The following is a 26,762-nucleotide window of genomic DNA, read 5'->3' as shown; positions in this document are numbered from 1 at the left end:
TCAGGCCATCCAAAACAGGGGAGAGCCGGCACACCGGCTTCCGGGCCATCGGCTGTGACCGTTAGGAGCGCTGGCGGAAAGGGAAGCACCGTGCAGCGACGGAGTCTGGGGGATTCTCGCCGGCCTGGCTGGCGGCCCCCCCGCACCCGCACGACCGATCCCGCGCCGGCTCACTGCATCGAGCGAGGAGACGTCATGAGCATTTTCAGTCACTTCCAGGAACGCTTCGAAGCGACCCGCCAAGAGGAATATTCCCTCCAGGAATATCTCGACCTCTGCAAGCAAGACAAGACAGCCTATGCCTCTGCCGCCGAGCGCCTGCTGATGGCGATCGGCGAGCCGGAATTGCTGGACACCTCGGTGGACTCCAGGCTGTCGCGGATCTTCTCCAACAAGGTGATTCGCCGCTACCCGGCGTTCGCCGACTTCCACGGCATGGAGGAATGCATCGACCAGATCGTCGCGTTCTTCCGCCACGCGGCCCAGGGCCTGGAGGAGAAGAAGCAGATCCTTTACCTGCTCGGCCCGGTCGGCGGCGGTAAATCCTCCCTGGCGGAAAAACTCAAGCAACTGATGGAGAAGGTGCCCTTCTACGCGATCAAGGGCTCGCCGGTCTTCGAGTCGCCGCTGGGCTTGTTCAACCCCGACGAAGACGGCGCCATCCTCGAGGAGGACTACGGCATCCCGAGGCGCTACCTACGCTCGATCATGTCGCCCTGGGCAACCAAGCGCCTCAACGAGTTCGGCGGCGACATCAGCCAGTTCCGCGTGGTCAAGCTGTACCCCTCGATCCTCAACCAGATCGCCATCGCCAAGACCGAGCCCGGCGACGAGAACAACCAGGACATATCCGCGCTGGTCGGCAAGGTCGACATCCGCAAGCTGGAGGAATACCCGCAGAACGACGCGGACGCCTACAGCTATTCGGGCGCCCTCTGCCGGGCCAACCAGGGCCTGATGGAATTCGTCGAGATGTTCAAGGCCCCGATCAAGGTCCTGCACCCGCTGCTGACCGCGACCCAGGAAGGCAACTACAACAGCACCGAAGGCCTCGGTGCCCTGCCCTACAGCGGCATCATCCTGGCTCACTCCAACGAGTCGGAATGGCACAGCTTCCGCAACAACAAGAACAACGAGGCCTTCATCGACCGCATCTACATCGTCAAGGTGCCGTACTGCCTGCGCGTGGCGGACGAGATCAAGATCTACGACAAGTTGCTGGTCAACAGCTCGCTGGCGCATGCCCACTGCGCGCCGGACACCCTGAAGATGCTCTCGCAGTTCTCCGTGCTGTCGAGGCTGAAAGAGCCGGAAAACTCGAATATCTACTCAAAGATGCGGGTATATGACGGCGAAAACCTGAAAGATACCGATCCCAAGGCCAAGTCGATCCAGGAATACCGCGACTCGGCCGGGGTCGACGAAGGCATGGCCGGGCTTTCCACCCGCTTCGCCTTCAAGATCCTCTCCAAGGTATTCAACTTCGACCCGCACGAGGTAGCGGCCAACCCGGTGCACCTGCTCTACGTCCTCGAACAGCAGATCGAGCAGGAACAGTTCCAGCCGGAAACCCGCGAGCGCTACCTGCGCTTCATCAAGGAATACCTGGCGCCGCGCTACGTCGAGTTCATCGGCAAGGAAATCCAGACCGCCTACCTGGAGTCCTACAGCGAATACGGTCAGAACATCTTCGACCGCTATGTGCTGTACGCCGACTTCTGGATCCAGGACCAGGAATACCGCGACCCGGAAACCGGCGAGATCCTCAACCGCGCCGCTCTCAACGAGGAACTGGAGAAGATCGAGAAACCCGCCGGCATCAGCAACCCGAAGGACTTCCGCAACGAGATCGTCAACTTCGTGCTGCGCGCCCGCGCCGGCAACAACGGCAAGAACCCGAGCTGGCTGTCCTACGAGAAGCTGCGCGTAGTGATCGAGAAGAAGATGTTCTCCAACACCGAGGACCTGCTTCCGGTCATCAGCTTCAACGCCAAGGCCAGCAAGGAGGACCAGCAGAAGCACAACGACTTCGTCAAACGCATGGTCGAGCGCGGCTACACCGAGAAGCAGGTCCGCCTGCTGTCGGAATGGTACCTGCGGGTTCGCAAGTCGCAGTAGTCTGCCATCGGTACGGTCGCTGCGACCGTACCGGTCGCCGTCGCATTCGGACCTCGGCGCCTCCGCTCCGGCGGGGCGCCACAGGCCCTGAGGAGCATTCATGAGCTACGTCATCGACCGGCGTCTGAACGGCAAGAACAAGAGCACGGTGAACCGCCAGCGCTTCCTGAGGCGCTACCGTGAACACATCAAGAAGGCCGTCGAGGAGGCCGTCAGCCGGCGTTCCATCACCGACATGGAGCACGGCGAGCAGATCAGCATTCCCGGGCGCGATATCGACGAACCGGTGCTGCACCATGGCCGCGGCGGGCGGCAGACCGTCGTCCACCCCGGCAACAAGGAATTCACCGCCGGCGAGCACATCGCCCGCCCATCCGGCGGCGGGGGCGGCCGCGGCGGCGGCAAGGCCAGCAACAGCGGCGAAGGCATGGACGACTTCGTCTTCCAGATCACCCAGGAGGAATTCCTCGACTTCATGTTCGAGGACCTGGAGCTGCCCAACCTGGTCAAGCGCCACATCACCGGCACCGACACCTTCAAGACCGTCCGCGCCGGCATCAGCAACGACGGCAACCCGTCGCGCATCAACATCGTCCGCACCCTGCGCTCGGCCCATGCGCGGCGCATCGCGCTGTCCGGCGGCAGCCGGGCCAAGCTGCGCGCGGCGCTGAAGGAACTGGAGCGGATCAAGCGCGAAGAACCGGACAACCTCGGCGATATCCAGGAACTCGAGCTGGAAATCGCCAAGCTCCGCGCGCGCATCGACCGGGTGCCGTTCCTCGATACCTTCGATCTCAAGTACAACCTGCTGGTCAAGCAGCCCAACCCCACCTCCAAGGCGGTGATGTTCTGCCTGATGGACGTCTCCGGCTCGATGACCCAGGCGACCAAGGACATCGCCAAGCGCTTCTTCATCCTGCTCTACCTGTTCCTCAAGCGGAACTACGAGAAGATCGAAGTGGTGTTCATCCGCCACCACACCAGCGCCCGCGAGGTCGACGAGGAGGAGTTCTTCTACTCCCGCGAGACCGGCGGCACCATCGTCTCCAGCGCGCTGAAGATGATGCAGGAGATCATGGCCGAGCGTTATCCGACCCATGAGTGGAACATCTACGCCGCCCAGGCCTCGGACGGCGACAACTGGAACGACGACTCGCCGGTGTGCCGGGACATCCTCCTCAAGCAGATCATGCCGTTCGTCCAGTACTACACCTACGTCGAGATCACCCCGCGCGAACACCAGGCCCTGTGGTTCGAGTACGAGCGCGTGCGCGAAGCCTTCGAAGACAGCTTCGCCCAGCAGCAGATCGTCTCGGCATCGGACATCTACCCGGTGTTCCGCGAGCTGTTCCAGAGGAGGCTCGTCGCATGAGCAAGCGCCAGCCCATCGCCACCGGCTCGGAATGGACCTTCGAGCTGATCCAGCAGTACGACCGGGAAATCAGCAGGATCGCCGAGCGCTATGCCCTGGATACCTATCCGAACCAGATCGAGGTGATCACCGCCGAGCAGATGATGGACGCCTACGCCTCGGTGGGCATGCCGATCGGCTATAACCACTGGTCCTACGGCAAGCACTTCCTCAGTACGGAAAAGAACTACAAGCGTGGCCAGATGGGCCTGGCCTACGAGATCGTGATCAACTCCGACCCCTGCATCGCCTACCTGATGGAGGAAAACACCCAGTGCATGCAGGCGCTGGTGATCGCCCACGCCTGCTACGGGCACAACAGTTTCTTCAAGGGCAACTACCTGTTCCGCACCTGGACCGATGCCAGTTCGATCATCGATTACCTGGTGTTCGCCAAGCAGTACATCATGCAGTGCGAGGAGCGCTACGGGATCGACGCGGTGGAAGACCTGCTCGACTCCTGCCACGCCCTGATGAACTACGGTGTCGACCGCTACAAGCGGCCCTACCCGATTTCCGCGGAAGAGGAGCGGCAGCGGCAGAAGGAGCGCGAGGAACTGATCCAGCGCCAGGTCAACGACCTCTGGCGGACCATCCCGCGCGTCGGCGGCAAGGACAAGGAACAATCCATGGCGCGCTATCCGAGCGAGCCGCAGGAGAACATCCTCTACTTCATCGAGAAGAACGCGCCGCTTCTGGAGCCCTGGCAGCGCGAGGTGATCCGCATCGTGCGCAAGATCGCCCAGTATTTCTACCCGCAACGCCAGACCCAGGTGATGAACGAAGGCTGGGCGACCTTCTGGCACTACACGCTGCTCAACGACCTCTACGACGAAGGCCTGGTCAACGACGGCTTCATGATGGAGTTCCTGCAATACCACACCAGCGTGGTCTACCAGCCGTCCTTCGACAGCCCCTACTACAGCGGCATCAACCCCTACGCCCTGGGCTTCGCCATGTACCGCGACATCCGCCGCATCTGCGAGGAACCTACCGACGAGGACCGCCGCTGGTTCCCGGATATCGCCGGCAGCGACTGGCTGGCCACGCTGAAGTTCGCCATGAAGAGCTTCAAGGACGAAAGCTTCATCCTCCAGTTCCTCTCGCCCAAGGTGATTCGCGACCTGAAGCTGTTCAGCATTCTCGACGACGACCAGAAGGACGACCTGCTGGTCGCGGCGATCCACGACGAAGCCGGCTACCGCACCATCCGCGAGACCCTGGCGGCGCAGTACAACCTCGGCAACCGCGAGCCGAACATCCAGATCTGGAACGTCGACCGTCGCGGCGACCGCTCGCTGACCCTGCGCCACCAGCAGTTCGACCGCCAGCCGCTGAGCGACTCCACCGCCGACGTGCTCAAGCACCTGCATCGCTTGTGGGGCTTCGATATCCACCTGGAGACCCTGCAGGGCGACCAGCTCGTGCAGACCCACCACATGCCGCCCAAGGGCGCCAGCGAGGGCGAGGAAGGCTACCCGCGCCTGGACCTGATCATCCCGCCCATTTGATCGGTTGACGTCCGCCCCGACCGCCGGCCAGCATGCCGGCACGGTCGGGCCGCCCACAGCAGAACAAGAAGCCGGCCGTCCACGGGAGCCGCCATGCGCCTGTTCGCCATCGTCCTGCTCTGCCTCGTCCTGGCCACCTGCGCCAGCCACATCCCCAGCGCCCGGGTGACCCATCCGGCCAGCGCCGGACTGCCCGGCCTGCAAGGTTTCCAGTTGATGCCGCCGGAACAGGCGGTCGACGCCCTTCCCTACCGCAACCGCTATCCGCTGATAAACGCAGAGCTGCGCCAGGGACTGGCGGCCCACGGCTACCACGAGAGCGCTACCCCGCAATTCCGCGTCTACTACTGGCTGGCGCTACGCGACGCACCGCTGGAGTTCCGCCCCGACCTTCCGCCCACCTCCGGCATGGGGCCTTACCTGGCGATCCACCGCCTGCGCGACGAAACCGGGACATTGCGCGTGCGCCTGGTCGACCTGGAGGAGCGCGTTCTCTGGGAAGGCATGGTAAGCACCGGCCTCAGCCCCGCCAGGGCCAATCCGGAACAGCTCGAACTGGCGGTCGGCGCCCTGCTCCGGCAGCTTCCACGCGCCCGCTAGGACACCCTGGGGTAGACTTCCGCCTATCACGCGGAGGATTCCCATGCAGATTTACAAGGTCGGCGGCGCCGTGCGCGATCGCCTTCTCGGCCGTCCGGTCACCGATATCGACTGGGTGGTGGTCGGTGCCAGCAGCGACGAGATGCTCGCCCGCGGCTACCGCCCGGTGGGCGCCGACTTCCCGGTCTTCCTTCATCCGCAGAGCGGCGAGGAATACGCCCTGGCGCGCACCGAGCGAAAGAGCGGGCGCGGCTACGGCGGCTTCACCTTCCATGCCAGCCCCGAGGTGACCCTGGAGGAAGACCTGACTCGCCGTGACCTGACCATCAACGCCATGGCCGAGGACGAACAGGGCCGGGTAATAGACCCCTACGGCGGCCAGGCCGACCTCGAGGCGCGCCTGCTGCGCCACGTTTCCCCGGCGTTCGCCGAGGATCCCCTGCGGGTCCTGCGCGTAGCGCGCTTCGCCGCCCGCTACGCCGGCCTGGGCTTCCGGGTCGCCGCCGAAACCCTCGCCCTGATGCGCCAACTGGCGGAATCCGGCGAGTTGCAGGCGCTGACCCCGGAGCGCAGTTGGAAGGAAATTTCCCGAGCCCTGATGGAACCCAACCCCGAGGTCTTCATCCAGGTCTTGCACGACTGCGGCGCCCTGGCCGAACTGATCCCGGAAGTCGAGGCGCTATTCGGCGTACCGCAGCCGGCGGCCCACCATCCGGAAATCGATACCGGCGTCCATGTCCTGTCGGTATTGCAGCAATGCGCCCGCCACCGGCAGCCGCTCAGCGTACGCTGGGCCTGCCTGCTGCACGACCTGGGCAAGGGGCTCACCAGCGAAGCGGACTGGCCCCGCCATATCGCCCACGAGGCTCGCGGCGTGCCGTTGATCGATGCGGTGAACCAGCGCTTCAGGGTGCCGCGCGACTGCCAGGAACTGGCGCGCCTGGTGGGCGAGTACCACACCCACGCCCATCGGGCGCTGGAGCTGCGCCCGAATACACTGCTGGAGCTGTTGCAGAGCTTCGACGTGTATCGCCGCCCGCAGCGTTTCGAGGAGTTCGTCGCCGCCAGCGAGATGGACGCGCGCGGCCGCCTCGGCCTGGAACAGCGTGACTATCCGCAGGCCGCCTACCTGCTCGGCGCGGCGCAGGCAGCGCGGGCAGTCAGCGTGAAGCCGCTGGTGGAAAAGGGCTTGAAGGGCGCGGAACTGGGCGAGGCGCTGAAGCGTGCGCGCCTCGCCGCACTCAAGGCCTACAAGGAAGAACGCGGAAAGGCCTGAAGCAGCGCTTCGGGAGTCAACGCCTGGCCACGCCATTCGAATGGGGCCGGCCAGAGCTTCTGCTGGATCCTCGTCTCGCGCCAGAGATCGCCCAGCGGCTGGCGGGCGACCGGATGCTCCAGGTTCGGCGCCAGCTCGGACAAGGGCCAGAGCACGAAAGCGTTCTTCAGCACTTCGGCGCGCGGCAGCACCAGGCCATCGAAATCGCCCACCAGGTCGCCGTAGAACAGCACGTCGATATCCAGCGGCAGCCCCTTGCGCTCTGGCGCATAGCGGCCATTGTCGGCCTCGATGTGCTTGAGTCGCAGGCTCAGTTCGGCCAGCGGCAGATCGGTGCGGGCAGACACCACCAGGTTGAAGAACGGCCCGCTCTTGATACCCACCGGCTCGCTCTCGAACACCGGCGAGCAACGCAGGTCATGAAGGAAACCGGCCAGCGCATCGAGGCCGGCATGCAGGTGGCGCTCACGCTCGACATTGCTGCCGAGGCCGAGGTAGACCGGGATCAGCGACATCCGCGTTCGATCTCCACGCCAACGCCACGGGCCGCCGGCACCGCGCCGGGCTTGGTCACGCGGATGCGCAGCCAGGGAATGCCGCGCTCGCCCATCAGTACCTCGGCGAGGCGCTCGGCGAAGGTTTCCACCAACTGGAAATGCGATTCCCGGGCGAATTCCTGCACCCGCTCGGACAACGCGGCATAGTCCAGCGCCAGGGCGAGATCGTCGCCCGCGGCGGCCGGACGGTTGTCCCAGCCCAGGGTCAGGTCCAGGCGCAGGCACTGACGGATGCCGCGCTCCCAGTCGTACACGCCGATGACGGTATCGACCTCCAAGCCTTCGATAAAAACTCTGTCCACTTCGCTACCCGCTCCAAGGGATGCCACGACAAGCGTGCGCCGCCCCGTTAGAATCGAGGACATCCTCGTCCTCGGTGGAATCCATGGTCTGGCTACTGGCGATCCTCGCCTACCTGCTCGGTTCCCTCTCCTTCGCCGTCCTGCTCAGCCGCTGGTTCGGCACCCAGGACCCGCGCGCCAGCGGTTCCGGCAACCCCGGCGCGACCAACATGCTGCGCGTCGCCGGGAAGAAACTCGCCATCCTGACCCTGCTCGGCGACGTCGGCAAAGGCCTGTTGCCGGTGCTGGTCGCCCGCTGGCTGGGGCTCGGCGTGATGGAGGAGGCCTGGGTCGGCATCGCCGCCGTGATCGGCCACCTGTATCCGCTGTACTTCAACTTCCGCGGCGGCAAGGGTGTCGCCACCGCCGCGGGCATGCTCCTCGGCCTCTATCCGCCGGCCGTACTGCTGGCCGCAGCGGCCTGGCTGCTGACCTTCAAGCTGTCGCGCACCAGCTCGCTCGCCTCGCTGGTGGCCACCCCGCTGACCCTGCCGTTGCTGGCCTGGCAGCAGCCCGGAGCGCTGCTGCCGATGACCGTGCTGACCGGCCTGATCGTCTGGCGGCACCGCGCCAACTTACGCGATCTATTCGCCGGCCGCGAACGGCATTTCTAATCCATAAAAGGAAAAAACTTCATGCAGTCTGGCCCAGCTGCGTCATCGACACCTGCCTGACTGCGACCTGGCGGCCACTCAGACCGCCGGCAGCGACTCCATCGGCCAGCGCGGCTGGACGCTGATCGCCGGGCCGTCATGCTGGCCGGCGAGCAGGCGCTGGCAGCCGGCGTAGGCGATCATCGCGCCATTGTCGGTGCAGAAGCGCGGGCGGGCGTAGAACACCTGCCCCTTCATTTCGCCGAGCATCTTTTCCAGGCCGCTGCGCAGCGCCTGGTTGGCGCTGACACCGCCGGCGATCACCAGGTTCTTCAGGCCGGTCTGCTTCAAGGCGCGACGGCACTTGATCAGCAGGGTCTCGACCACCGCGGTCTGGAACGCCATGGCGATGTCGCAGCGGGTCTGCTCGCTGTCGTCGCCGGCCTCGACGCAACGCTGCCAGGTGTTCAGGGTAAAGGTCTTGAGCCCGCTGAAGCTGAAGTCCAGGCCGGGGCGATCGGTCATCGGCCGCGGGAACACGAAGCGGCCAGGAGTGCCGCGCTCCGCCAGGCGGGCGATTTCCGGACCACCGGGATAGCCCAGGCCGATCAGCTTGGCGGTCTTGTCGAAGGCTTCGCCGGCGGCATCGTCCACCGATTCGCCAAGCAACTGGTAGCGGCCGATACCGTCCACCCGCACCAACTGGGTGTGACCGCCGGAAACCAGCAAGGCGACGAACGGGAACCGCGGTGGCTGCTCTTCCAGCATCGGCGCCAGCAGGTGCCCTTCCATGTGGTGCACGCCGACCGCCGGCACGCCCCAGGCGAAGGCCATCGCCTGGGCACAGGAAGCCCCCACCAGCAGGGCGCCGACCAGGCCGGGACCGGCGGTATAGGCGATCGCGTCGATATCCGCCGGCGTGCAGCCGGACTCGTCGAGCACCTGGCGGATCAGCGGCAGCATGCGCTTGACGTGGTCGCGCGAGGCCAGCTCGGGCACGACGCCGCCGTAGACGCGATGGAGGTCGATCTGACTGAACAGCGCGTCGGCCAGCAGGCCGCGTTCGCTGTCGTAAAGGGCGACGCCGGTTTCGTCGCAGGACGTTTCCAGTCCCAGCACGCGCATGGGCTTGAGCCTTAGAGCTTGGCAAATACGAAGCCGCGCATGATAATCGGCGGCTTTGCGCCAGACCAGTGTTTTTCGATCGGAGGCTTTGCATTCCTCCGGCCGAACCGTTAATATCCGCAACCCTTGAAAACCGACGTATCCGCGCCACCTTGCCGGAGTACGTTCAACCCCCGGTAATCAGTGAAGGTACGACCTGGATGCCAGCCGTCAAAGTAAAAGAGAACGAACCCTTCGACGTAGCCCTGCGTCGTTTCAAGCGCTCCTGCGAAAAAGCAGGTGTACTGGCTGAAGTTCGCAGCCGCGAGTTCTACGAGAAGCCCACTGCCGAGCGCAAGCGCAAGGCCGCTGCCGCAGTGAAGCGCCACGCGAAGAAAGTACAGCGCGAACAGCGCCGTCGCGAGCGCCTGTACTGATCCACTCGACGCCCACGCGTCAGTGATCGTGCCTCAGCCCGGCCCCGGCCGGGCTTTCGGCTTTCCGCCATGAGCGAAATCAAATCCCGCCTCCTCGACGCCGTCAAGGTCGCCATGCGCGCCCAGGACAAGCCGCGGCTGACCACGTTGCGCCTGGCCCTCGCGGACATCAAGCGCGTCGAAGTCGACGAACGCATCGAGGTGGATGACGCCCGAGCCCTGCTGATCCTCGACCGGATGATCAAGCAGCGCCGCGACGCCCAGCGCCAGTTCAGCGACGCCGGCCGCCAGGACCTCTCCGAGGTCGAGGCCGCCGAGATCCTCGTGCTCCAGGACTTCATGCCCAAGCCCCTGGACGACCATGAGATCGACGCCCTGATCGAGCGCAGCATCGTCGACAGCGGCGCCCAGGGTCCGCAGGACATGGGCAAGGCGATGAACCTGCTGCGACCGCAGGTCCAGGGTCGCGTCGACATGGCACAGGTCAGCCAGCGCCTGAAGGCGCGCCTCTCCTCCTGAAACACCGCGCCGGCCTGATCGGCCCGGCGATAATTGCTATGCTGCCGCTCTGCGCCCACGCGCCGTCGTTTTCGAGAACACCATGGCCGGCCTGATACCGCAAAGCTTCATCGATGACCTGCTGAACCGCACCGACATCGTCGAGGTGGTGAGTTCACGCATCCAGCTGAAGAAAACCGGCAAGAACTACAGCGCCTGCTGCCCGTTCCACAAGGAAAAGACTCCCTCGTTCACCGTCAGCCCGGACAAGCAGTTCTACTACTGCTTCGGCTGCGGCGCCGGCGGCAACGCGCTCGGCTTCGTCATGGACCACGACCAGCTGGAGTTCCCCCAGGCGGTCGAGGAACTGGCCAAGCGTGCTGGCATGGACGTGCCGCGCGAGGAACGCGGCGGACGCGGGCACACGCCGCGCCAGCCGACCGACTCGCCGCTCTACCCGCTACTCAGCGCCGCCGCCGAGTTCTACAAGCAGGCGCTGAAAAGCCACCCGGCGCGCAAGGCCGCGGTGAACTACCTGAAGGGCCGCGGCCTGACCGGCGAGATCGCCCGCGACTTCGGCCTCGGCTTCGCCCCGCCCGGCTGGGACAACCTGCTCAAGCACCTGGGTGGCGACAACCTGCAACTCAAGGCCATGCTCGACGCCGGCCTGCTGGTGGAGAACAGCGACACCGGCAAGCGCTACGACCGCTTCCGCGATCGCGTGATGTTCCCGATCCGCGACAGCCGCGGGCGGATCATCGCCTTCGGCGGCCGGGTGCTCGGCGACGACAAGCCGAAGTACCTGAACTCCCCGGAGACTCCGGTCTTCCACAAGGGCCAGGAACTCTACGGACTCTACGAGGCCCGGCAGAAGAATCGCGACCTCGACGAGATCATGGTGGTCGAGGGCTACATGGATGTCATCGCCCTGGCCCAGCAAGGCATCCGCAACGCGGTGGCGACCCTCGGCACGGCGACCAGCGAGGAACACATCAAGCGCCTGTTCCGCCTGGTACCGAGCATCCTGTTCTGTTTCGACGGCGACCAGGCCGGCCGCAAGGCGGCCTGGCGCGCCCTGGAGTCGGTGCTGCCGAACCTGCAGGACGGCAAGCGCGTGCGCTTCCTGTTCCTCCCCGAGGGGGAGGACCCGGACAGCCTGGTACGCGCCGAGGGCGAGGATGCCTTCCGCGCACGCATCACCCAGCAGGCCCAGCCGCTGGCGGAGTACTTCTTCCAGCAACTGATGCTGGAGGCCGACCCCGCCACCCTGGAAGGCAAGGCCCACCTGGCGACCCTCGCCGCGCCGCTGCTGGAGAAGATTCCCGGGAACAACCTGCGCCTGCTGATGCGGCAACGTCTGTCGGAAATCACCGGCCTGTCCGGCGAAAACATCGGACAACTGGCGCACCACAGCCCGCCACCGTCGTCCATGGATCACGGAGCGAGCGGCGCCTTGGACGGCGACGACTATTTCGCCGCCAGCGCCTACTACGAGAACGAGCCCTCCCATGCGCCGTTCGACGCTGCGCCAGGCTATGGCGAGGCGCAACCGCGCAAGAGCTGGAACAAGGACAAGAAGCCCTGGGACGGCAAGAAGTGGGATGGCAAGAAGAAGTGGGACAAAGGCGGCCGCGGCGACTTCAAGACTCCGCAACGAACGCCGGTCAGCGTGGAGTCCACCACCCTCAACGCCCTGCGCACCTTGCTGCATCATCCGCAGTTGGCCTTGAAGGTCGACGATGCGGGCACCCTCGCCAGGGAGCAGGATACCTACGCCCAGTTGCTGGTGTCCCTGCTGGAAGCCCTGCAGAAGAACCCGCGGCAGAGCTCGATGCAACTCATCGCGCGCTGGCACGGCACGCCCCAGGGCCGCCTGCTGCAGGCCCTGGGCGAGAAGGAGTGGCTGATCGTCCAGGAGAACCTTGAAAAGCAGTTCTTCGACACCATTACTAAACTCTCCGAGAGCCAGCGTTTCGGCGAGCGGGAGGAGCGTTTACGCAGCGTCATGCAGAAGAGCTACAGTGAACTGACCGATGAAGAGAAAGCCTTGCTCAGAGAGCACTACAGTGTTGCCGCTTCATCGCCTTCCCAGAGCTGAACTGGCGCCTCAGCCCAGGCATCAGGTATAATCCTCTGCTTATTTTTTGCCCGCCAAGACCTTCAGTGGATAGGGTGTTATGTCCGGAAAAGCGCAACAGCAATCTCGTCTGAAAGAGTTGATCGCCCGAGGCCGTGAGCAGGGATACCTGACTTACGCGGAGGTCAACGACCACCTGCCGGAGGATATTTCCGATCCGGAACAGGTGGAAGACATCATCCGCATGATCAACGACATGGGGATCAACGTATTCGAGACAGCCCCGGATGCGGATGCCCTGTTGCTGGCCGAGGCGGATACCGACGAAGCCGCAGCGGAAGAAGCCGCAGCGGCCCTGGCCGCGGTGGAAAGCGACATCGGTCGCACCACCGACCCGGTACGCATGTACATGCGTGAAATGGGTACCGTGGAACTGCTGACCCGCGAAGGCGAGATCGAAATCGCCAAGCGCATCGAGGAAGGCATCCGCGAAGTGATGAGCGCCATCGCCCAGTTCCCGGGCACGGTGGACAGCATCCTGGCCGACTACAATCGCATCGTCGCCGAAGGCGGTCGCCTCTCCGACGTCCTCAGCGGCTATATCGATCCCGATGACGGCAGCCTGCCCGCCGAAGAGGTGGAGCCGGTCAACCTGAAGGACGATTCCGCCGACTCGAAAGAGAAGGACGACGAGGAAGAAGAAAGCGACGACAGCAGCGACAGCGACGACGAAGGCGACGGCGGTCCGGATCCGGAAGAAGCCCGCCTGCGTTTCACCGCGGTCTCCGAGCAGCTCGACAAGGCCAAGAAGGCCCTGAAGAAGCACGGTCGCGGCAGCAAGCAGGCCACCGCCGAACTCACCGGCCTGGCCGAGCTGTTCATGCCGATCAAGCTGGTGCCCAAGCAGTTCGACGCCCTGGTCGCCCGCGTGCGCTCCGCCCTGGAAGGCGTGCGCGCCCAGGAACGCGCCATCATGCAGCTCTGCGTGCGTGACGCGCGCATGCCGCGTGCCGACTTCCTGCGCCTGTTCCCGAACCACGAGACCGACGAGAAGTGGGTCGACAGCGTCCTGAAGAGCAAGCCGAAGTACGCCGAGGCCATCGAGCGCCTGCGCGACGACATTCTGCGCAACCAGCAGAAGCTGGCGGCCCTGGAAAGCGAGGTCGAGCTGACCGTCGCCGAGATCAAGGAAATCAACCGCGCGATGTCGATCGGCGAAGCCAAGGCTCGCCGGGCGAAGAAGGAAATGGTCGAGGCCAACCTGCGCCTGGTGATTTCCATCGCCAAGAAGTACACCAACCGCGGCCTGCAATTCCTCGACCTGATCCAGGAAGGCAACATCGGCCTGATGAAGGCGGTGGACAAGTTCGAATACCGTCGCGGCTACAAGTTCTCCACCTACGCCACCTGGTGGATTCGCCAGGCGATCACCCGTTCGATCGCCGACCAGGCACGCACCATCCGCATCCCGGTGCACATGATCGAGACGATCAACAAGCTCAACCGCATCTCCCGCCAGATGCTCCAGGAAATGGGTCGCGAGCCCACCCCGGAAGAGCTTGGCGAGCGCATGGACATGCCTGAGGACAAGATCCGCAAGGTACTGAAGATCGCCAAAGAGCCGATCTCCATGGAAACCCCGATCGGTGACGACGAAGATTCGCACCTGGGCGATTTCATCGAGGACTCCACCATGCAGTCGCCGATCGAGATGGCGACCAGCGAGAGCCTCAAGGAATCCACCCGCGAAGTCCTCGCCGGCCTCACTGCCCGGGAAGCCAAGGTGCTGCGCATGCGCTTCGGCATCGACATGAACACCGACCACACCCTCGAGGAAGTCGGCAAGCAGTTCGATGTGACCCGCGAGCGGATCCGCCAGATCGAAGCCAAGGCGTTGCGCAAGCTGCGCCATCCGTCGCGAAGCGAGCACCTGCGCTCCTTCCTCGACGAGTGACGAACGAACCCCCGGCCTGAAAAACCGGGGGTTTTTCTTTGCCGCTTGCCCCGCCGCCCGGCGTCTACACTTCCGCTTATATTCCCGTCCACCGCGAGACCGCCTCATGCAGCGTCTGCAGGCCGTGCTTCTCCTGTGTCTGGCCTGCTGCTGGCCGGGGCTGGCCGGCGCCCTCACGCTCACGCCCGAGGAACGGGCCTGGCTGGCCGAGCACCCGAGCATCCGCCTGGGCGTGGACACCTCCTGGCCGCCATTCGAGTTCCGCGACGAACAGGGCCGCTACCAGGGACTCGCCGCCGGCTACGTCAGCCTGCTGCAGGAACGCCTGGGCGTCAGCCTGACGCCTGTCGAACCGAAGACCTGGACGCAGGTCCTGGAGCAGGCCAAGGACGGTCGGCTGGACCTGCTGCCCGGCATCATGGCTACCCCGGAGCGCCAGGAGTATCTGAGCTTCACCCGGCCCTACCTGGACTTCCCGATCATCATCCTGGCACGCAAGAACGGCCCGATGCCGAAGCGCATCGACGAGCTCTACGGACTCAAGGTCGCGGTGGTCGACCACTATGCTCCTCACGAACTGCTGATCGCCCAGCATCCCGACCTCACCCTGCTGCCGCTGCCTTCGGTAGCGGCAGCCCTGCAGGCGCTGGCCACCGGCCAGGCCGACGCCTTCGTCGGCGACTTCGCCTCCAGCGTATGGAACCTCCGCCAGCTCAAGCTCAACGGCCTGGAGATCAGCGGCGAGACGCCATACCGCTACCAACTGGCGATGGCCGTGCCGCGCGGACAACCGATCCTCGCCGGGATCGTCGACAAGGTCCTCGCCGACCTCAGCGCCGAGGAGATCGAGCGACTCCAGGCCCCCTGGGTCGGCGGCCTGCTCGACCGACGTCCGGCCTGGCGCGAGATGGCGACCTACGGCCTTCCCATCGTCCTGCTGATCCTGGTCTCGGTCGCCATACTGCTGGCCATGAATCGCCGCCTGCGCCGCGAGGTGAGTCGCCGGCGGCAATTGGAGCGCGAACTGCGCGACAGCGAACAGCACTACCGGGGACTGGTGGAAAGCCTGAATGCCATCGCCTGGGAAATGCGCCTCGAGGAGAACCGCTTCACCTACGTCTCGCCCCACGCCGAACGCCTGCTCGGCTATCCCCTCGGCGAATGGCTGCAGCCGGGCTTCTGGCAGCGGACCCTGCACCCCATGGACGCCGAGTACGCCATCCACTACTGCATGAGCGAAAGCCAGGCCGGACGCGACCACAGCTTCGACTACCGGATGCTCGCCGCCGACGGCCGGGTGGTCTGGATTCGCGATCTGGTCACCCCGATCGCGCAAGGCCGGGACCTGCTCCTGCGCGGTCTGATGATCGACATCACCGAGGCCAAGCTCACCGAGCAGGCCATGCGCCTGTCCGAACAGAAGTTCGCTTCGGTGTTCCACCACTGTCCGGACATGGTGGTACTGGCCAATGGCGCCGACGGCCGCTTCCTCGCGGTGAACAACACCTTCGAGCAGCAGATCGGCATCGCCGCCGACGACGCCATCGGCAAGACCGCCACCGAACTGGGCATCTGGGCACTCCCCGGCCTGGGCCCGCAGGTCCTGGAAAAGCTCGGCCACGGCAACCTGACCAACCTCGAGGTGCCCCTGCGGCGCCGCAATGGCAGTACCTTCAGCGCGCTGCTCAGCGCCCAGCACGTGGCCCTCGACCAGACACCGGCGCTGGTGGTGGTGATCCGCGACATCACCCACCTGGTGGAGACCCAGGAACTGCTGCGGATCTCCGAGGAGAAGTTCGCCAACGCCTTCCATGCCTACCCCGACGGTCTGCTGATCAGCCGCCTCGAAGACGGCACGCTGATCGACGTGAACGAAGGCTTCACCCGTCTCACCGGCTACCGCCGCGACGAGGTCATCTCCCGCTCCACGCTCGAACTCGGCCTGTGGGTCGACACCGAGGACCGCAAGCGCCTGATCTCGCTGGTACGCCACCACACCCTGACCCAGGGCTTCACCGCCCCTGTACGGGACCGCAACGGTGGCATCCGCCAGTGCGAGATGTCCGCCCACCGGATCAGCATCGATGGCGAGGACTGCGTGCTGACCATCGCCCGCGATATCACCGAGCGCCAGCTCATGCAGGAGAAGCTGCAGCAGGCCGCCACCGTCTTCGAAAGCACCGCCGAAGGCGTGATGATCACCGATACCCGCCAACGCATCACCGCGGTCAACCGCGCCTTCAGCGAGATCACCGGCTACAGCGAGCAGGAGGCGCTGGGACGCTCGCCCAGCCTGCTCTCCTCCGGACAACACGACTCCAGCTTCTACCTCGCCATGTGGAACCAGCTGGAGCGCGACGGGCACTGGCAGGGCGAGATCTGGAACCGACGCAAGACCGGCGAGCTGTACCCCGAATGGCTGACCATCAGCGCGGTACACAATCCGCAGGGCGAGATCACCCACTTCGTCGGCGTCTTCGCCGATATCTCCACCCTCAAGTACGCCCAGGCCCGGCTCGACTACCAGGCCCACCACGATCCGCTCACCGGCCTGCCCAATCGCCTGCTGTTCGAGAGCCGGCTCAATCACGCCCTCGACGAGGCCCGCGAAGAGAGTCGTCCCGGCGCCGTGCTGTTCATCGACCTGGACCGCTTCAAGCACATCAACGACAGCCTCGGCCATCCCATCGGCGACCTGCTGCTCAAGGCCATCGCCGAACGCCTGCGCGACCAGTTGCGCGACGTCGATACCGTGGCCCGCCTGGGGGGCGACGAATTCATCATCCTGCTCCCAGGCCTGCACCAGGAAAGCGACGCCGAGCACGTCGCGCGCAAGCTGCTGAATGCCTTCACCGCGCCGTTCCAGGCCGACGGTCATGAATTCTTCGTCAGCGCCAGCGTCGGCATCGCCCTGTTCCCCAAGGACGGCGACGACGCCCCGACCCTGGTGAAGAACGCCGACGCCGCCATGTACCGCGCCAAGTCGCGGGGCCGCAGCCGCATCGAGTACTACACCCGCGAACTGACCTACCTGGCCACCGAGCGCATGGCGCTGGAAACCGAACTGCGCCGCGCCCTCGAGCGCGACGAGTTGCAGCTCTACTACCAACCCAAGCTGAGCCTGGAGAGCGGCTTGCTGGTCGGCGCCGAGGCGCTGGTGCGCTGGTACCATCCGCTGTTCGGGGAAATTTCCCCGGAGCGCTTCATCCCCCTCGCCGAGGATTGCGGCCTGATCCTGCCCCTCGGCGACTGGGTGCTGGAACACGCCTGCCAGCAGATGGGCGAATGGCAAAAGCTGCACGCACCGTTCGGCCCGCTGTCGGTCAACCTCGCCGGCGCCCAGCTCGGCCAGCCGCAACTGATCGAACGCCTCGAGCAACTGCTGGAGCAGTCCGGCCTGGAACCGTCGCGGCTGCAACTGGAAATCACCGAGAGCTTCATCATGAACCAGACCGAGGAGGCCCTCGCCGTCCTCCACGGCCTCAAGCGTCTCGGCGTACAGCTGGCGATCGACGACTTCGGCACCGGCTACTCCTCGCTCAGCTACCTCAAGCGCCTGCCGCTGGACATCCTGAAGATCGACAAGTCGTTCATCCGCGGCCTTCCCGACGATCCCCACGATGCCGCCATCACCCGCGCCATCATCGCCCTCGGCCGCAGCATGCAGCTCACGGTGATCGCCGAAGGCGTGGAAACCGAAGGTCAGCAGAGCTTCCTCACCCACGAAGGCTGCGAGCAGATCCAGGGCTTCGTCCTCAGCCCGCCGCTGCCGGCCGAGCTGTTCGCCAGCAAATTCCTCAAACCGCGCCAGCCGATTGGCGCTCCCCGAGAAGCGCCGGTATAATCCGCCGACCTTCTGGGGGCCTATAGCTCAGTCGGTTAGAGCAGAGGACTCATAATCCTTTGGTCCACGGTTCGAGTCCGTGTGGGCCCACCACCTTCAAAGCCGCGCACTGCGCGGCTTCAAGCTTTTGGGTCTGTCCCGCCCCGAGTGCCTTCCAGCGGCTGACCATCTCCCCTTACCGCGTTTTCGAGCGTGGTCAGCTCGTTGATCTTTCCGAGTGCGCTAGCCAAACGTCTGCATAAACGGAACGGCACATTGCCTGATTGCCGCGACCACATGCAGGGCCTGCTCGCTCAGCTCAGTTGAGCGGGCCAACACCCGCTCCAGTGCTTGCAATTGCTCGCGGATCACCTCTGTTGGCCGAGCGACATCGCAGACCTGAGCGAACTCCAGCAGCCCCTGTCGCGAGGCAAAGAGGGTCTTGTTGCCTACGACATCCAGCGCCAGTACATCTTGCGGGATATAAGCCGTGGTGTTGACGATGTCGTAGGCCGGTGCCAAGCGCAATTCGCAGCAGTGCTGGCGGCAGGTTTCCAGCACCTGCCGATAGGTCTCTACCGTTGCACCGGCGAGCCGTGCTGCAGGTCACAGGCTTTGGTGTGAATCGCCCCCCACTGCGCGATCAATCGCAGGGTGTCGGCGGCAGCAGCGCAAGTTTCGGCGAAGGCGAACTGGCGCTGGCGGAGCGGAATCCGATGGACGTGGCGCTCTGCTCGCCGCCTGAGCGTGGGAAGGCACTTATCAGGCACTTCCGAAGGCACTACCGGACGATATCGATTCCATCGCCAACGCGGTAACTTCGAAGCACTTAAACCTTCATGAAACTGTAACTTCCAACTCGATCGACAGCTCTAGAAATACATCCTCGGTATTTTCCAAGACCCTAACCAAAGTCTGGATCGTTTCGTCACAGGAAACGCTGGAGCGCCTATTCCAGAGCGCTTCGAACAATCGGTAAAAATAAAATCCAAATAATCAGACGCAGTTCAAAAACAACCAGAACAGATAGTTTTTCCGCCTTTCCCAACATGCTCCTCTCGCCTTGACTCGTTCGATGCAGCGGATCGCCCATGCGTATTTCCGGCATTGTCCGAGGCCCATTCCCTGTTCGACGCGATACCCGGCGCACCCATAACAATATGCCGCCCTCCACGGGCCGATAGCGCCAGTTGTGAGCTTGTCCACCACTGCATTTCCCTCACTGCAAGGAGAGAACATGAGTCGCTCACCCATCCCTCGCCACCGAGCGTTGCTGGCCGGTTTCTGCCTGGCTGGCGCGCTGTCCGCCCAGGCGGCCACCCAGGAAGAAATCCTCGATGCGGCACTGGTCAGCGGGGATTCCTCGCAACTGACCGACAGCCACCTGGTCGCCCTGCGCCTGCAGCAGCAGGTCGAGCGCATCCGCCAGACCCGCACGCAGTTGCTCGACGGTCTCTACCAGAACCTCAGCCAAGCCTATGATCCTGGCGCCGCCAGCATGTGGGTCCTGCCGGCCAACCCGGACAATACCCTGCCCTTCCTCATCGGCGACAAGGGGCGCGTGCTCGCCAGCCTGAGCCTGGAGGCCGGCGGCCGCGGGCTGGCCTATGGCACCAACGTGCTCACCCAACTGAGCGGGGCCAATGCCGCCCACGCGCCGCTGCTGAAGCGGGCGGTGCAGTGGCTGGTGAACGGCGACCCGGGCGCGGCCACTGCGAAGGACTTCAAGGTCAGCGTGGTCGGGGTGGACAAGACCGCCACCCTCAACGGCCTGAAGAGCGCCGGCCTGCAACCGGCGGACGCCGCCTGCAACGCGCTGACCGACGCCAGTTGCGCCAGCGCCAGCAAATTGCTGGTACTGGGCAACGGCGCCAGCGCCGCTAGCCTGAGCGCCACGGTGCGCGCACGGCTACAGGCCGGGCTGCCGATCCTCTTCGTGCACACCAATGGCTGGAACCAGAGCAGCACCGGCCAGCAGATCCTCTCCGGCCTGGGCCTGCAGGAAGGCCCCTACGGCGGCAACTACTGGGACAAGGACGCGGTGCCATCCAGCCGCACCCGGGCGCGTTCGGTCGAGCTGGGCGGTGCCTACGGCCAGGATCCGGCGCTGGTGCAGCAGATCGTCGACGGTAGCTGGCGCACGGACTACGACTGGTCGAAATGCACCTCCTACGTCGGTCGCACCACCTGCGACGACGTGCCGGGACTGAGCGACTTCAGCAAGCGCGTCGATGTACTGAAAGGCGCCCTCGACGCCTACAACCAGAAGGCGCAGAACCTCTTCGCCCTGCCCGGCACCACCTCGCTGCGGCTCTGGCTGCTGTGGGCCGACGCGGTGCGGCAGAACATCCGCTACCCGATGGACAAGGCCGCCGACACGGCGCGCTTCCAGGAAACCTTCGTCGCCGACGCCATCGTCGGCTACGTGCGCGAGGCCGGCGCGGCGCAGAAGGAACTGGGCAGCTACGCCGGCCAGCGCCAACAGTCGATGCCGGTATCGGGCTCGGAGGAAACCCTGACCCTCACCTTGCCGTCGGCCCAGGGCTTCACCGCCATCGGCCGCATGGCGGCGCCGGGCAAGCGCCTGAGCATTCGCATCGAAGACGCTGGCCAGGCCAGCCTGGCGGTCGGCCTGAACACCCAGCGCATCGGCTCGACGCGGCTGTGGAATACCCGCCAGTATGACCGCCCGCGCTTCCTCAAGAGCCCGGACATCAAGCTCCAGGCAAACCAGTCGGTGGCGCTGGTATCGCCCTACGGCGGCCTGTTGCAACTGGTCTACAGCGGCGCCACGCCGGGACAGACGGTAACCGTCAAGGTAACCGGCGCGGCCAGCCAGCCGTTCCTCGACATCCAGCCGGGCGAGGACAGCAGCCAGGCGATTGCCGACTTCATCCAGGCGCTGGACGCCGACAAGGCCGACTGGCTGGAGATCCGCAGCGGCTCGGTGGAGGTCCACGCCAAGGTGGAGAAGGTCCGTGGCTCGATCGACAAGGACTATGGCGGCGACGTCCAGCGCTTCATCCGTGAGTTGAACGAGGTGTTCATCGACGACGCCTACACCCTGGCCGGCTTCGCCATTCCCAACCAGGCGAAGACTCCGGCAATCCAGCAGGAATGCGCGGTGCGCGGCTGGGACTGCGACAGCGAGACCCTGCACAAGCTGCCCGGCACCCAGCACATCAACGTCGACCAGTACGCCCAGTGCGGCGGCGGTTGCAGCGGCAACCCCTACGACCAGACCTGGGGCCTGAACCCGCGTGGCTGGGGCGAAAGCCATGAGCTGGGCCACAACCTGCAAGTGAATCGACTGAAGGTCTACGGCGGGCGCTCGGGCGAAATCTCCAACCAGATATTTCCGTTGCACAAGGACTGGCGCGTGCTCCGCGAGTTCGGGCAGAACCTCGACGATACGCGGGTCAACTACCGCAACGCCTACAACCTGATCGTCGCCGGACGCGCCGAGGCCGATCCGCTGGCCGGCGTATACAAGCGCCTATGGGAAGACCCGGGCACCTACGCGCTGAACGGCGAGCGAATGGCCTTCTATACCCAGTGGGTGCACTACTGGGCCGACCTGAAGAACGATCCGCTGCAGGGTTGGGATATCTGGACCCTGCTCTACCTGCACCAGCGCCAGGTGGACAAGTCCGACTGGGACGCCAACAAGGCCGCCCTCGGCTACGCCAGCTACGCGCAGCGCCCGGGCAACAGCGGCGACGCCAGCAGCACCGACGGCAACGACAACCTGCTGATCGGCCTGTCCTGGCTGACCCAGCGCGACCAGCGGCCAACCTTCGCGCTATGGGGCATCCATACCTCGGCAGCGGCCCAGGCGCAGGTGGCGGCCTACGGTTTCGCCGAGCAGCCGGCGTTCTTCTATGCCAACAACCGGACCAACGAATACAGCACGGTGAAGCTTCTGGACATGAGCCAGGGGTCGCCGGCGTGGCCGTTTCCGTGAGTCGTAGCTGAGGGGGCTGGCGCGGGGTGATGCTTCTCGCTCCGCGCCGGTCCTCATGCCCCTCTCCCCGACGGGAGAGAGGGTCGGCCATGCCAGCGGGCAATGCCGTGCCAGGCTGGCAAGCCAAACTGTCGTTCAAGCTGAACGATCCTGCGCAATAATGAGCCCCTTCCACCAGCAAGGACCGCTCATGACCGACCGCCTTCCCTGCCGCGCCTGCGGCCATCTCATCCTGCCGACCACGGCGGCGAGGAACGACGGACTGTGCATGCCCTGCAAGGGCGGCTACCGGCAGAACATCGAGGATGGCAAGCGTTTCCACACGGAGCGACGGCGCTACCTGGCGAGTCCGCAGGCGCTGTACTGGAGCGCGCTGGTGAATCGCGTCTACGATGGCCGCGAGGGATTCGCCGGGCTGTCGCCGGCCGAACGGAGCTACTACGCAGTGAGCGTGCTCAGCGGCGAAGTGCACAACGGCGGCTTCGACCAGTACTTCGGCAACTCCTCCGGCGACCAGTACCAGGCGGCGCGCGCGGGTCTTCGCGAGTTGGAGGCGGAGGACGCCCTGGCCCTGCTGGAGCGAGCCGCCGCCCTGCTGTTCGGCGACGGTCCGGTGCCAGTCTCCCAGGCCGAACGCCAGTTGCGCATGCCGACCTGGGCCGATGAACCCGACCGCGACTGCGAAGCGGCCCTGGATGCGCTGGACACGCGCTTCTACGCCCTGGCCGACGCGCTGGGCGAACGCCTGCTGGCCCATGCCCGCCACCATGCATTGTTCGCCCTGGACGAGCCCGATGAAGCCTGAATTGGATGCCCTAGAGGCCTGGCTCGGACAACCGCTGCCGGCTGCCTTCGTCGCCGCTCTGGAGCAGCACGGCGGCCGCCTCGTCGAGCCGGACCTGCTGCTCTACGCCGCCGACGAGTTGCTGGAACGCAACCGGGCCTTCGAAACCTCTCTCTACTGCCCCGGTTACCTGGCCATAGGCGACGACAGCGGCGGCCGCGCCGTGGTGATGGCGCTGGACGACCACTGGCAGGCGCTGTTCCTGGTCGACCATGGCGCGATGACGCCGGACTGCTTCGAACCCCTGGCACCCAGCCTGGAGGCCTGGCTGGAAGCCGGGCCCTGCCTGCCCGAATGACGGAGAAACGCCCATGATTCCTTTCGGCCTCAGCCCCGAACAATTCCGCGAGCGCTACCGCCGCGACCTGCAACGCGCCGCGCCGGGCGTGATCCAGCACCTGCGCGAGCTGCTCCGGCAACCCTTGGAGGAAGGACTGCGCGACGGCGAGATCCAACTGTTCCTCGGCGAGGACGGACGCGACGCAGCGGAAGCGTGGTTGTACCTGAATGGCGCCAGCAACCGGGTGGACGCCAGCGACCCGCGCCTGTTTCCCGGCAAGGCGCTGGACCTGGCGCTCGGCCTGGGACATGCCCCGGATTTCGACGAAGCCTATTTCGCCGACGGCTTCGGCGGCGTCGACCTGCTCGCCGATACGCTGCAAGCCTGGTTCGCCGAGTGCTGGTGGAAGGCCGGCGGCTGGGCCTGGCCGATCCCGCTGTGGCTGCACGTACACGATGGCTTCGGCGACGGCCGTGGCATCGCCCTCACCGAACGCTGCTGAACAGGGAGACCACGCATGGAACTGATCCGCAACCTGGACGATGCGAACATGGGCGAAGTGTATTGGCGCCTGTACCGGCGCTACATCAGCCTGTTCATCGAGAACGAGGCCGACGACGCCTACGCCTGGCGCTGCGCCCGAGCCCTCGACGAACTGGATGACGCCGTGGTCGAGCGGCTTTGTGCCGCCAGCCTGCGCTACCGCGCCGCGCGCCTGGAGCGGCTGGGCGAGTCTGCGGAGGAAGTCGCGCCGGCGCGCGGGGTGCTGGAACGGATCGAGCCGGGCGAGCTGATCGTGCCCGACCCGGAACAGGGCGACGAAGCGGTGATCCACCTGTCGCTGAACTGCGAATGGGACCGCGAACACGGTATGGAATGGATCGTCCGGGGCGGCGAGGTGCTCTATGTCGGCCCCTTCCACGGCGAAGACCCGTGGCGGGACTTCACCGTGAAGGAACCATGGAACTACGCCTGAGCAGGGGCCTCAACGCTTGGCGATGATGTACACCGCGTGGACGATGCCCGGGATGTAGCCGAGCAGGGTGAGCAGGATGTTCAGCCAGAAGGCGCCGCCGAAGCCGACTTGCAGGAACACGCCCAGCGGCGGCAGGAGGATGGCGATGAGGATGCGGATCAGGTCCATGAACGGAACTCCTTGGTCCAGGGTCGATACGGTGTCCGGCGCGTGAGCCGGCGTTTTTTCGCGTCACCCTATGACTGACTCCCGCCATTCGCGGAGGGTTCAACCGCAACGGTACTCGCCGCCTGTCACGCGCAGCGGTACGCTTGAGCCTACGCTCATGCGAGCGGACAACCCGCAAGGAACATCCATGTCCGACCTGCCCCCGCGTCCCGCCTTCTGGCCGTACCTGCCGGGCTACGCCCTGTTGCTGCTTTCGGTGCTGCTCTGCGCCAGCGGCAGCTACCGTTTCGTCACCCCGATGGCGCTCGCCGACGGCGTCGACCTGGTCTACCTCAGCCAGGGCCTGGCGCTGCTACCGCTGGGTACCGGGCTGGTCGGCCTGCTCGCGGGCTTCCTCCTGCATGTCCGCGGGCGCTGGCTCGGCGCGCTGCTGGCGCTGCTGCCGGCGACGCTGATCTGCGCCTGGAACCTGTACAACTATGCCGCCCACGGCGACGAGGCGTTGTCGCCGAGTTTCGCCCAGTACACCCAGGCGCTGCTCGGCCTGCTGCTGCTCGGCGGCGTGCTGAGCCTGGTCGACCTGCTCCACGGCAGGCCCTCGACGCTGCTGCGCAAGGGCCTGCTGGGGCTGGGCTGGCTGGCCCTGGTGGCCTGGCTGGGGTTGCTGTTCTACCTGCAGCGCCTGTACGGCCTCACTTTTTGAACTGGTCGTAGGCTTCCAGCGCGCGCAGCGAATAGACATAGGCGGCGCCGGCATTCAGGGAGATGGCGGTAGCCAGGGTCTGGGCGATTTCCGCCTCGCTGGCGCCGGCCTTCAGCGCGGCCTCGGTGTGCACGCCGATGCAACCGTCGCAACGGGTGGTAATAGCCACGGCGATGGAGATCAGTTCGCGGGTCTTGGCATCCAGGGCGCCCTCGGCGCTGGCTTCCTCCAGCGCGCCATAGGCGGCGAGCATCTTCGGGTGTTGCTTGCCCAGGGCACCGAAGGCTTTTTTCACGGCGGGGACGAACTCGGTCCAGTTGTTCAGCATGGTGATATTCTCCGTTGCTTTCGCGCCGGGAGTGGCGCGTCGGGTTACCAGTCTCGACCAGTCTGGACCGCGCCGCCTGCCCATGCGTCTCTACTTTCGACCTGATCGGCTCATCCCATGGACCCACTCGACCGGCTCATCCAGCTCGCCAACCTGCAGGGCCGCCTCGACCAGCGCTGCCAGCTACAGGGCAGCTGGGCGCTGGAGCACCCGCAAGCGGTGCCCGGCGAGGCGACCTTCCATATCGTCATGGCCGGCACCTGCTATTGCGAATTCCTCGATGGCGCTCGCCTCGACCTGCATCCCGGCGACCTGATCCTGTTGCCACGCGGCACCCCGCACCTCCTGCGCAGCGACAGCCCGGCGCAACCCTGCGAACCCACCGTAGAGCGCCGCGGCAGCATCCCGCTGTACCAGTTGAACGGCCCCGGCGAGGCCCTCGACATGCTTTGCGGCAGCTACCGCTACCACGCCGGTGCCAGCCTGTTCGGCGCGCTCCCCGAGCGCCTGCTGGTGCATATGGACGAGTCGACCCAGCAGCCCCTGCGCGCGCTGATCGGGTTGATGCGCGAGGAAGCCGAGAGCACCCGCAGCGGCGCCCGCTCGATCATCGACGCGCTGGCCACCGCGCTGTTCGCCCTGGCCCTGCGCGCCTACCTGGACCGCCAACCGCTGGGCGACGGCCTGTTCGGCCTGCTGGGCGACGCCCGCCTGGGACGAGCCCTGCGGGCCATGCTGGAACGCCCGGAGCATGCCTGGACCCTGGAACAGCTTGCCCAGCAGGCGGCGATGTCGCGGGCCAGTTTCGTCCGCGCCTTCTCCGCCCTCGGCGGGACCTCGCCGTGGAACCTGCTGACCCGCATCCGCATGGAAAAGGCCCGCGGCCTGCTGCGACAAACGCAGAAGAGCCTGCTGGATATCGCCGCCGAGACCGGCTACCAGTCGGAGGCGGCGTTTTCCCGCAATTTCCGCCAGGCCTTCGGCGAATCGCCGGGCCGTTTCCGCCGCCAGGCCGACTCCGCTCGCTGAAAGCGCTACCGGCGCACATTTCGGCGATCCGCTGCTATGCAATGTGAATGATTTTCGCAACATCCTGTACGAATTCACTGACAGTACGGCTACACTGTGCTTTCCCGGCAAGGAGGCGCGGGGGTACTTGTCGCGGCACCCACTCTCCCGCTTTACCAGTACGCCCAGGA

Annotated in this window: 24 protein-coding genes, 1 tRNA gene and 1 pseudogene; 19 read left to right on the top strand and 7 right to left on the bottom strand. The window is 65.5% G+C overall.

Going from position 1 to position 26,762, the window contains the following annotated elements; all coding sequences use genetic code 11:
- Positions 1–195 precede the first annotated feature (195 nt).
- The 5 genes from LT948_RS13225 to LT948_RS13205 all read left to right on the top strand — a co-directional run bounded on the left by LT948_RS13225 (position 196) and on the right by LT948_RS13205 (position 6,916).
- On the top strand, positions 196–2,118 hold the full coding sequence (locus LT948_RS13225) for a PrkA family serine protein kinase (protein ID WP_003085078.1): 1,923 nt from the start codon (positions 196–198) through the stop codon (positions 2,116–2,118).
- A gap of 100 nt (positions 2,119–2,218) precedes the next feature.
- Complete coding sequence (locus LT948_RS13220; RefSeq protein WP_003099579.1) at positions 2,219–3,490, top strand: YeaH/YhbH family protein; 1,272 nt, start codon at positions 2,219–2,221, stop codon at positions 3,488–3,490.
- Positions 3,487–5,040 (top strand): SpoVR family protein, encoded by a 1,554-nt coding sequence (locus tag LT948_RS13215; RefSeq protein ID WP_003099581.1) that lies wholly within the window; start codon positions 3,487–3,489, stop codon positions 5,038–5,040. The genes LT948_RS13220 and LT948_RS13215 overlap by 4 nt, the downstream gene beginning before the upstream one ends.
- Positions 5,041–5,133: 93 nt before the next feature.
- Positions 5,134–5,640 (top strand): DUF4136 domain-containing protein, encoded by a 507-nt coding sequence (locus LT948_RS13210; protein WP_003085071.1) that lies wholly within the window; start codon positions 5,134–5,136, stop codon positions 5,638–5,640.
- A 43-nt stretch (positions 5,641–5,683) separates the two neighbouring features.
- Entirely contained in the window at positions 5,684–6,916 is a 1,233-nt protein-coding gene (locus LT948_RS13205) for a multifunctional CCA addition/repair protein (RefSeq protein WP_003099584.1), read from the top strand.
- Here LT948_RS13205 and folK read toward each other — a convergent pair.
- Both folK and folB read right to left on the bottom strand, forming a co-directional pair.
- Complete coding sequence (gene folK, locus LT948_RS13200) at positions 6,889–7,431, bottom strand: 2-amino-4-hydroxy-6-hydroxymethyldihydropteridine diphosphokinase (RefSeq protein WP_023107736.1); 543 nt, start codon at positions 7,429–7,431, stop codon at positions 6,889–6,891. The two genes, LT948_RS13205 and folK, sit on opposite strands and share 28 nt — an antisense overlap.
- The gene (folB, locus tag LT948_RS13195) at positions 7,422–7,775 is read right to left on the bottom strand and encodes a dihydroneopterin aldolase (RefSeq protein WP_003099587.1); all 354 of its coding nucleotides are present in this window, start codon (positions 7,773–7,775) and stop codon (positions 7,422–7,424) included. The genes folK and folB overlap by 10 nt, the downstream gene beginning before the upstream one ends.
- An 83-nt stretch (positions 7,776–7,858) precedes the next feature.
- On the opposite strand from folB, the gene plsY reads away from it, so the two are divergent.
- Positions 7,859–8,428: a glycerol-3-phosphate 1-O-acyltransferase PlsY gene (plsY, locus tag LT948_RS13190; RefSeq protein WP_003085061.1), complete on the top strand. Its 570-nt coding sequence runs from the start codon at positions 7,859–7,861 to the stop codon at positions 8,426–8,428.
- 78 nt (positions 8,429–8,506) lie between these two features.
- On the opposite strand, the gene tsaD is transcribed toward plsY, so the two are convergent.
- Positions 8,507–9,532 carry a tRNA (adenosine(37)-N6)-threonylcarbamoyltransferase complex transferase subunit TsaD gene (gene tsaD / locus LT948_RS13185; RefSeq protein WP_046602637.1) on the bottom strand — a complete coding sequence of 342 codons (1,026 nt, stop codon included), beginning with the start codon at positions 9,530–9,532 and terminating at the stop codon, positions 8,507–8,509.
- Positions 9,533–9,732: 200 nt separating this feature from the next.
- Between tsaD and rpsU the strand changes: the two genes are divergently transcribed.
- From rpsU to LT948_RS13155, 6 genes are all read left to right on the top strand, one after another.
- The gene (gene rpsU / locus LT948_RS13180; protein WP_003085057.1) at positions 9,733–9,948 is read left to right on the top strand and encodes a 30S ribosomal protein S21; all 216 of its coding nucleotides are present in this window, start codon (positions 9,733–9,735) and stop codon (positions 9,946–9,948) included.
- A 69-nt stretch (positions 9,949–10,017) separates the two neighbouring features.
- Complete coding sequence (locus LT948_RS13175) at positions 10,018–10,467, top strand: GatB/YqeY domain-containing protein (RefSeq protein WP_023097166.1); 450 nt, start codon at positions 10,018–10,020, stop codon at positions 10,465–10,467.
- A gap of 82 nt (positions 10,468–10,549) precedes the next feature.
- Positions 10,550–12,544, top strand: a complete 1,995-nt coding sequence (gene dnaG / locus LT948_RS13170; protein ID WP_003118894.1) for a DNA primase — start codon at positions 10,550–10,552, stop codon at positions 12,542–12,544.
- A 79-nt stretch (positions 12,545–12,623) separates the two neighbouring features.
- Complete coding sequence (rpoD, locus tag LT948_RS13165; protein ID WP_003085035.1) at positions 12,624–14,477, top strand: RNA polymerase sigma factor RpoD; 1,854 nt, start codon at positions 12,624–12,626, stop codon at positions 14,475–14,477.
- A gap of 106 nt (positions 14,478–14,583) precedes the next feature.
- The gene (locus LT948_RS13160) at positions 14,584–18,321 is read left to right on the top strand and encodes a bifunctional diguanylate cyclase/phosphodiesterase (protein ID WP_023098400.1); all 3,738 of its coding nucleotides are present in this window, start codon (positions 14,584–14,586) and stop codon (positions 18,319–18,321) included.
- 16 nt (positions 18,322–18,337) lie between these two features.
- Positions 18,338–18,414, top strand: a tRNA-Ile gene (locus LT948_RS13155).
- Between the two features lie 129 nt (positions 18,415–18,543).
- Here the strand turns inward: LT948_RS13155 and LT948_RS13150 are convergent.
- Positions 18,544–18,831: pseudogene (locus tag LT948_RS13150) on the bottom strand (type II toxin-antitoxin system HipA family toxin); the annotation flags it as partial.
- A gap of 418 nt (positions 18,832–19,249) precedes the next feature.
- Complete coding sequence (locus tag LT948_RS13145) at positions 19,250–19,393, bottom strand: hypothetical protein (RefSeq protein ID WP_003085001.1); 144 nt, start codon at positions 19,391–19,393, stop codon at positions 19,250–19,252.
- A 99-nt stretch (positions 19,394–19,492) separates the two neighbouring features.
- Between LT948_RS13145 and impA the strand changes: the two genes are divergently transcribed.
- The 5 genes from impA to LT948_RS13120 all read left to right on the top strand — a co-directional run bounded on the left by impA (position 19,493) and on the right by LT948_RS13120 (position 24,364).
- On the top strand, positions 19,493–22,264 hold the full coding sequence (gene impA / locus LT948_RS13140) for an ImpA family metalloprotease (protein WP_023443534.1): 2,772 nt from the start codon (positions 19,493–19,495) through the stop codon (positions 22,262–22,264).
- 190 nt (positions 22,265–22,454) lie between these two features.
- The gene (locus tag LT948_RS13135; protein WP_003084998.1) at positions 22,455–23,069 is read left to right on the top strand and encodes a DMP19 family protein; all 615 of its coding nucleotides are present in this window, start codon (positions 22,455–22,457) and stop codon (positions 23,067–23,069) included.
- Complete coding sequence (locus LT948_RS13130; protein WP_003084996.1) at positions 23,059–23,406, top strand: SMI1/KNR4 family protein; 348 nt, start codon at positions 23,059–23,061, stop codon at positions 23,404–23,406. The genes LT948_RS13135 and LT948_RS13130 overlap by 11 nt, the downstream gene beginning before the upstream one ends.
- A gap of 13 nt (positions 23,407–23,419) precedes the next feature.
- Positions 23,420–23,890 (top strand): hypothetical protein, encoded by a 471-nt coding sequence (locus tag LT948_RS13125; protein WP_003084993.1) that lies wholly within the window; start codon positions 23,420–23,422, stop codon positions 23,888–23,890.
- A 15-nt stretch (positions 23,891–23,905) separates the two neighbouring features.
- The gene (locus tag LT948_RS13120) at positions 23,906–24,364 is read left to right on the top strand and encodes a DUF6985 domain-containing protein (RefSeq protein WP_003084991.1); all 459 of its coding nucleotides are present in this window, start codon (positions 23,906–23,908) and stop codon (positions 24,362–24,364) included.
- A 9-nt stretch (positions 24,365–24,373) separates the two neighbouring features.
- Here LT948_RS13120 and LT948_RS13115 read toward each other — a convergent pair whose 3' ends face one another.
- On the bottom strand, positions 24,374–24,532 hold the full coding sequence (locus LT948_RS13115; protein WP_003084988.1) for a YqaE/Pmp3 family membrane protein: 159 nt from the start codon (positions 24,530–24,532) through the stop codon (positions 24,374–24,376).
- Positions 24,533–24,719: 187 nt separating this feature from the next.
- Between LT948_RS13115 and LT948_RS13110 the strand changes: the two genes are divergently transcribed.
- A complete protein-coding gene (locus LT948_RS13110; protein WP_003117947.1) occupies positions 24,720–25,235 on the top strand; it encodes a hypothetical protein in 516 nt (171 codons plus the stop codon).
- Here LT948_RS13110 and LT948_RS13105 read toward each other — a convergent pair.
- Positions 25,225–25,563, bottom strand: coding sequence for a carboxymuconolactone decarboxylase family protein (locus LT948_RS13105; protein WP_003084980.1), 339 nt, complete (start codon positions 25,561–25,563; stop codon positions 25,225–25,227). The genes LT948_RS13110 and LT948_RS13105 overlap by 11 nt on opposite strands.
- A gap of 117 nt (positions 25,564–25,680) precedes the next feature.
- Between LT948_RS13105 and LT948_RS13100 the strand changes: the two genes are divergently transcribed.
- Positions 25,681–26,592, top strand: coding sequence for an AraC family transcriptional regulator (locus LT948_RS13100; protein WP_003084976.1), 912 nt, complete (start codon positions 25,681–25,683; stop codon positions 26,590–26,592).
- Positions 26,593–26,762: the final 170 nt, after the last annotated feature.

Origin of the sequence: Pseudomonas sp. CP-1 (genome assembly GCF_021213715.1) — a bacterium.
In the GTDB taxonomy this organism is placed as follows: domain Bacteria; phylum Pseudomonadota; class Gammaproteobacteria; order Pseudomonadales; family Pseudomonadaceae; genus Pseudomonas; species Pseudomonas aeruginosa.
Note: the sequence above shows the minus strand (reverse complement) of the source record. Positions and strands in the feature narration are given on the sequence as shown.

Bases quoted from the DNA above. Each gene is read 5' to 3' on its own strand.
- LT948_RS13145 (WP_003085001.1), bottom strand. From the start codon at position 19,393: ATGGGCGATCCGCTGCATCGAACGAGTCAAGGCGAGAGGAGCATGTTG.
- LT948_RS13220 (WP_003099579.1), top strand. From the start codon at position 2,219: ATGAGCTACGTCATCGACCGGCGTCTGAACGGCAAGAACAAGAGCACG.
- rpsU (WP_003085057.1), top strand. From the start codon at position 9,733: ATGCCAGCCGTCAAAGTAAAAGAGAACGAACCCTTCGACGTAGCCCTG.
- LT948_RS13160 (WP_023098400.1), top strand. From the start codon at position 14,584: ATGCAGCGTCTGCAGGCCGTGCTTCTCCTGTGTCTGGCCTGCTGCTGG.
- LT948_RS13125 (WP_003084993.1), top strand. From the start codon at position 23,420: ATGATTCCTTTCGGCCTCAGCCCCGAACAATTCCGCGAGCGCTACCGC.
- folK (WP_023107736.1), bottom strand. From the start codon at position 7,431: ATGTCGCTGATCCCGGTCTACCTCGGCCTCGGCAGCAATGTCGAGCGT.
- tsaD (WP_046602637.1), bottom strand. From the start codon at position 9,532: ATGCGCGTGCTGGGACTGGAAACGTCCTGCGACGAAACCGGCGTCGCC.
- LT948_RS13100 (WP_003084976.1), top strand. From the start codon at position 25,681: ATGGACCCACTCGACCGGCTCATCCAGCTCGCCAACCTGCAGGGCCGC.
- LT948_RS13210 (WP_003085071.1), top strand. From the start codon at position 5,134: ATGCGCCTGTTCGCCATCGTCCTGCTCTGCCTCGTCCTGGCCACCTGC.
- LT948_RS13225 (WP_003085078.1), top strand. From the start codon at position 196: ATGAGCATTTTCAGTCACTTCCAGGAACGCTTCGAAGCGACCCGCCAA.
- LT948_RS13130 (WP_003084996.1), top strand. From the start codon at position 23,059: ATGAAGCCTGAATTGGATGCCCTAGAGGCCTGGCTCGGACAACCGCTG.
- LT948_RS13110 (WP_003117947.1), top strand. From the start codon at position 24,720: ATGTCCGACCTGCCCCCGCGTCCCGCCTTCTGGCCGTACCTGCCGGGC.
- LT948_RS13120 (WP_003084991.1), top strand. From the start codon at position 23,906: ATGGAACTGATCCGCAACCTGGACGATGCGAACATGGGCGAAGTGTAT.
- dnaG (WP_003118894.1), top strand. From the start codon at position 10,550: ATGGCCGGCCTGATACCGCAAAGCTTCATCGATGACCTGCTGAACCGC.
- LT948_RS13215 (WP_003099581.1), top strand. From the start codon at position 3,487: ATGAGCAAGCGCCAGCCCATCGCCACCGGCTCGGAATGGACCTTCGAG.
- plsY (WP_003085061.1), top strand. From the start codon at position 7,859: ATGGTCTGGCTACTGGCGATCCTCGCCTACCTGCTCGGTTCCCTCTCC.
- LT948_RS13105 (WP_003084980.1), bottom strand. From the start codon at position 25,563: ATGCTGAACAACTGGACCGAGTTCGTCCCCGCCGTGAAAAAAGCCTTC.
- rpoD (WP_003085035.1), top strand. From the start codon at position 12,624: ATGTCCGGAAAAGCGCAACAGCAATCTCGTCTGAAAGAGTTGATCGCC.
- LT948_RS13205 (WP_003099584.1), top strand. From the start codon at position 5,684: ATGCAGATTTACAAGGTCGGCGGCGCCGTGCGCGATCGCCTTCTCGGC.
- LT948_RS13175 (WP_023097166.1), top strand. From the start codon at position 10,018: ATGAGCGAAATCAAATCCCGCCTCCTCGACGCCGTCAAGGTCGCCATG.
- LT948_RS13135 (WP_003084998.1), top strand. From the start codon at position 22,455: ATGACCGACCGCCTTCCCTGCCGCGCCTGCGGCCATCTCATCCTGCCG.
- LT948_RS13115 (WP_003084988.1), bottom strand. From the start codon at position 24,532: ATGGACCTGATCCGCATCCTCATCGCCATCCTCCTGCCGCCGCTGGGC.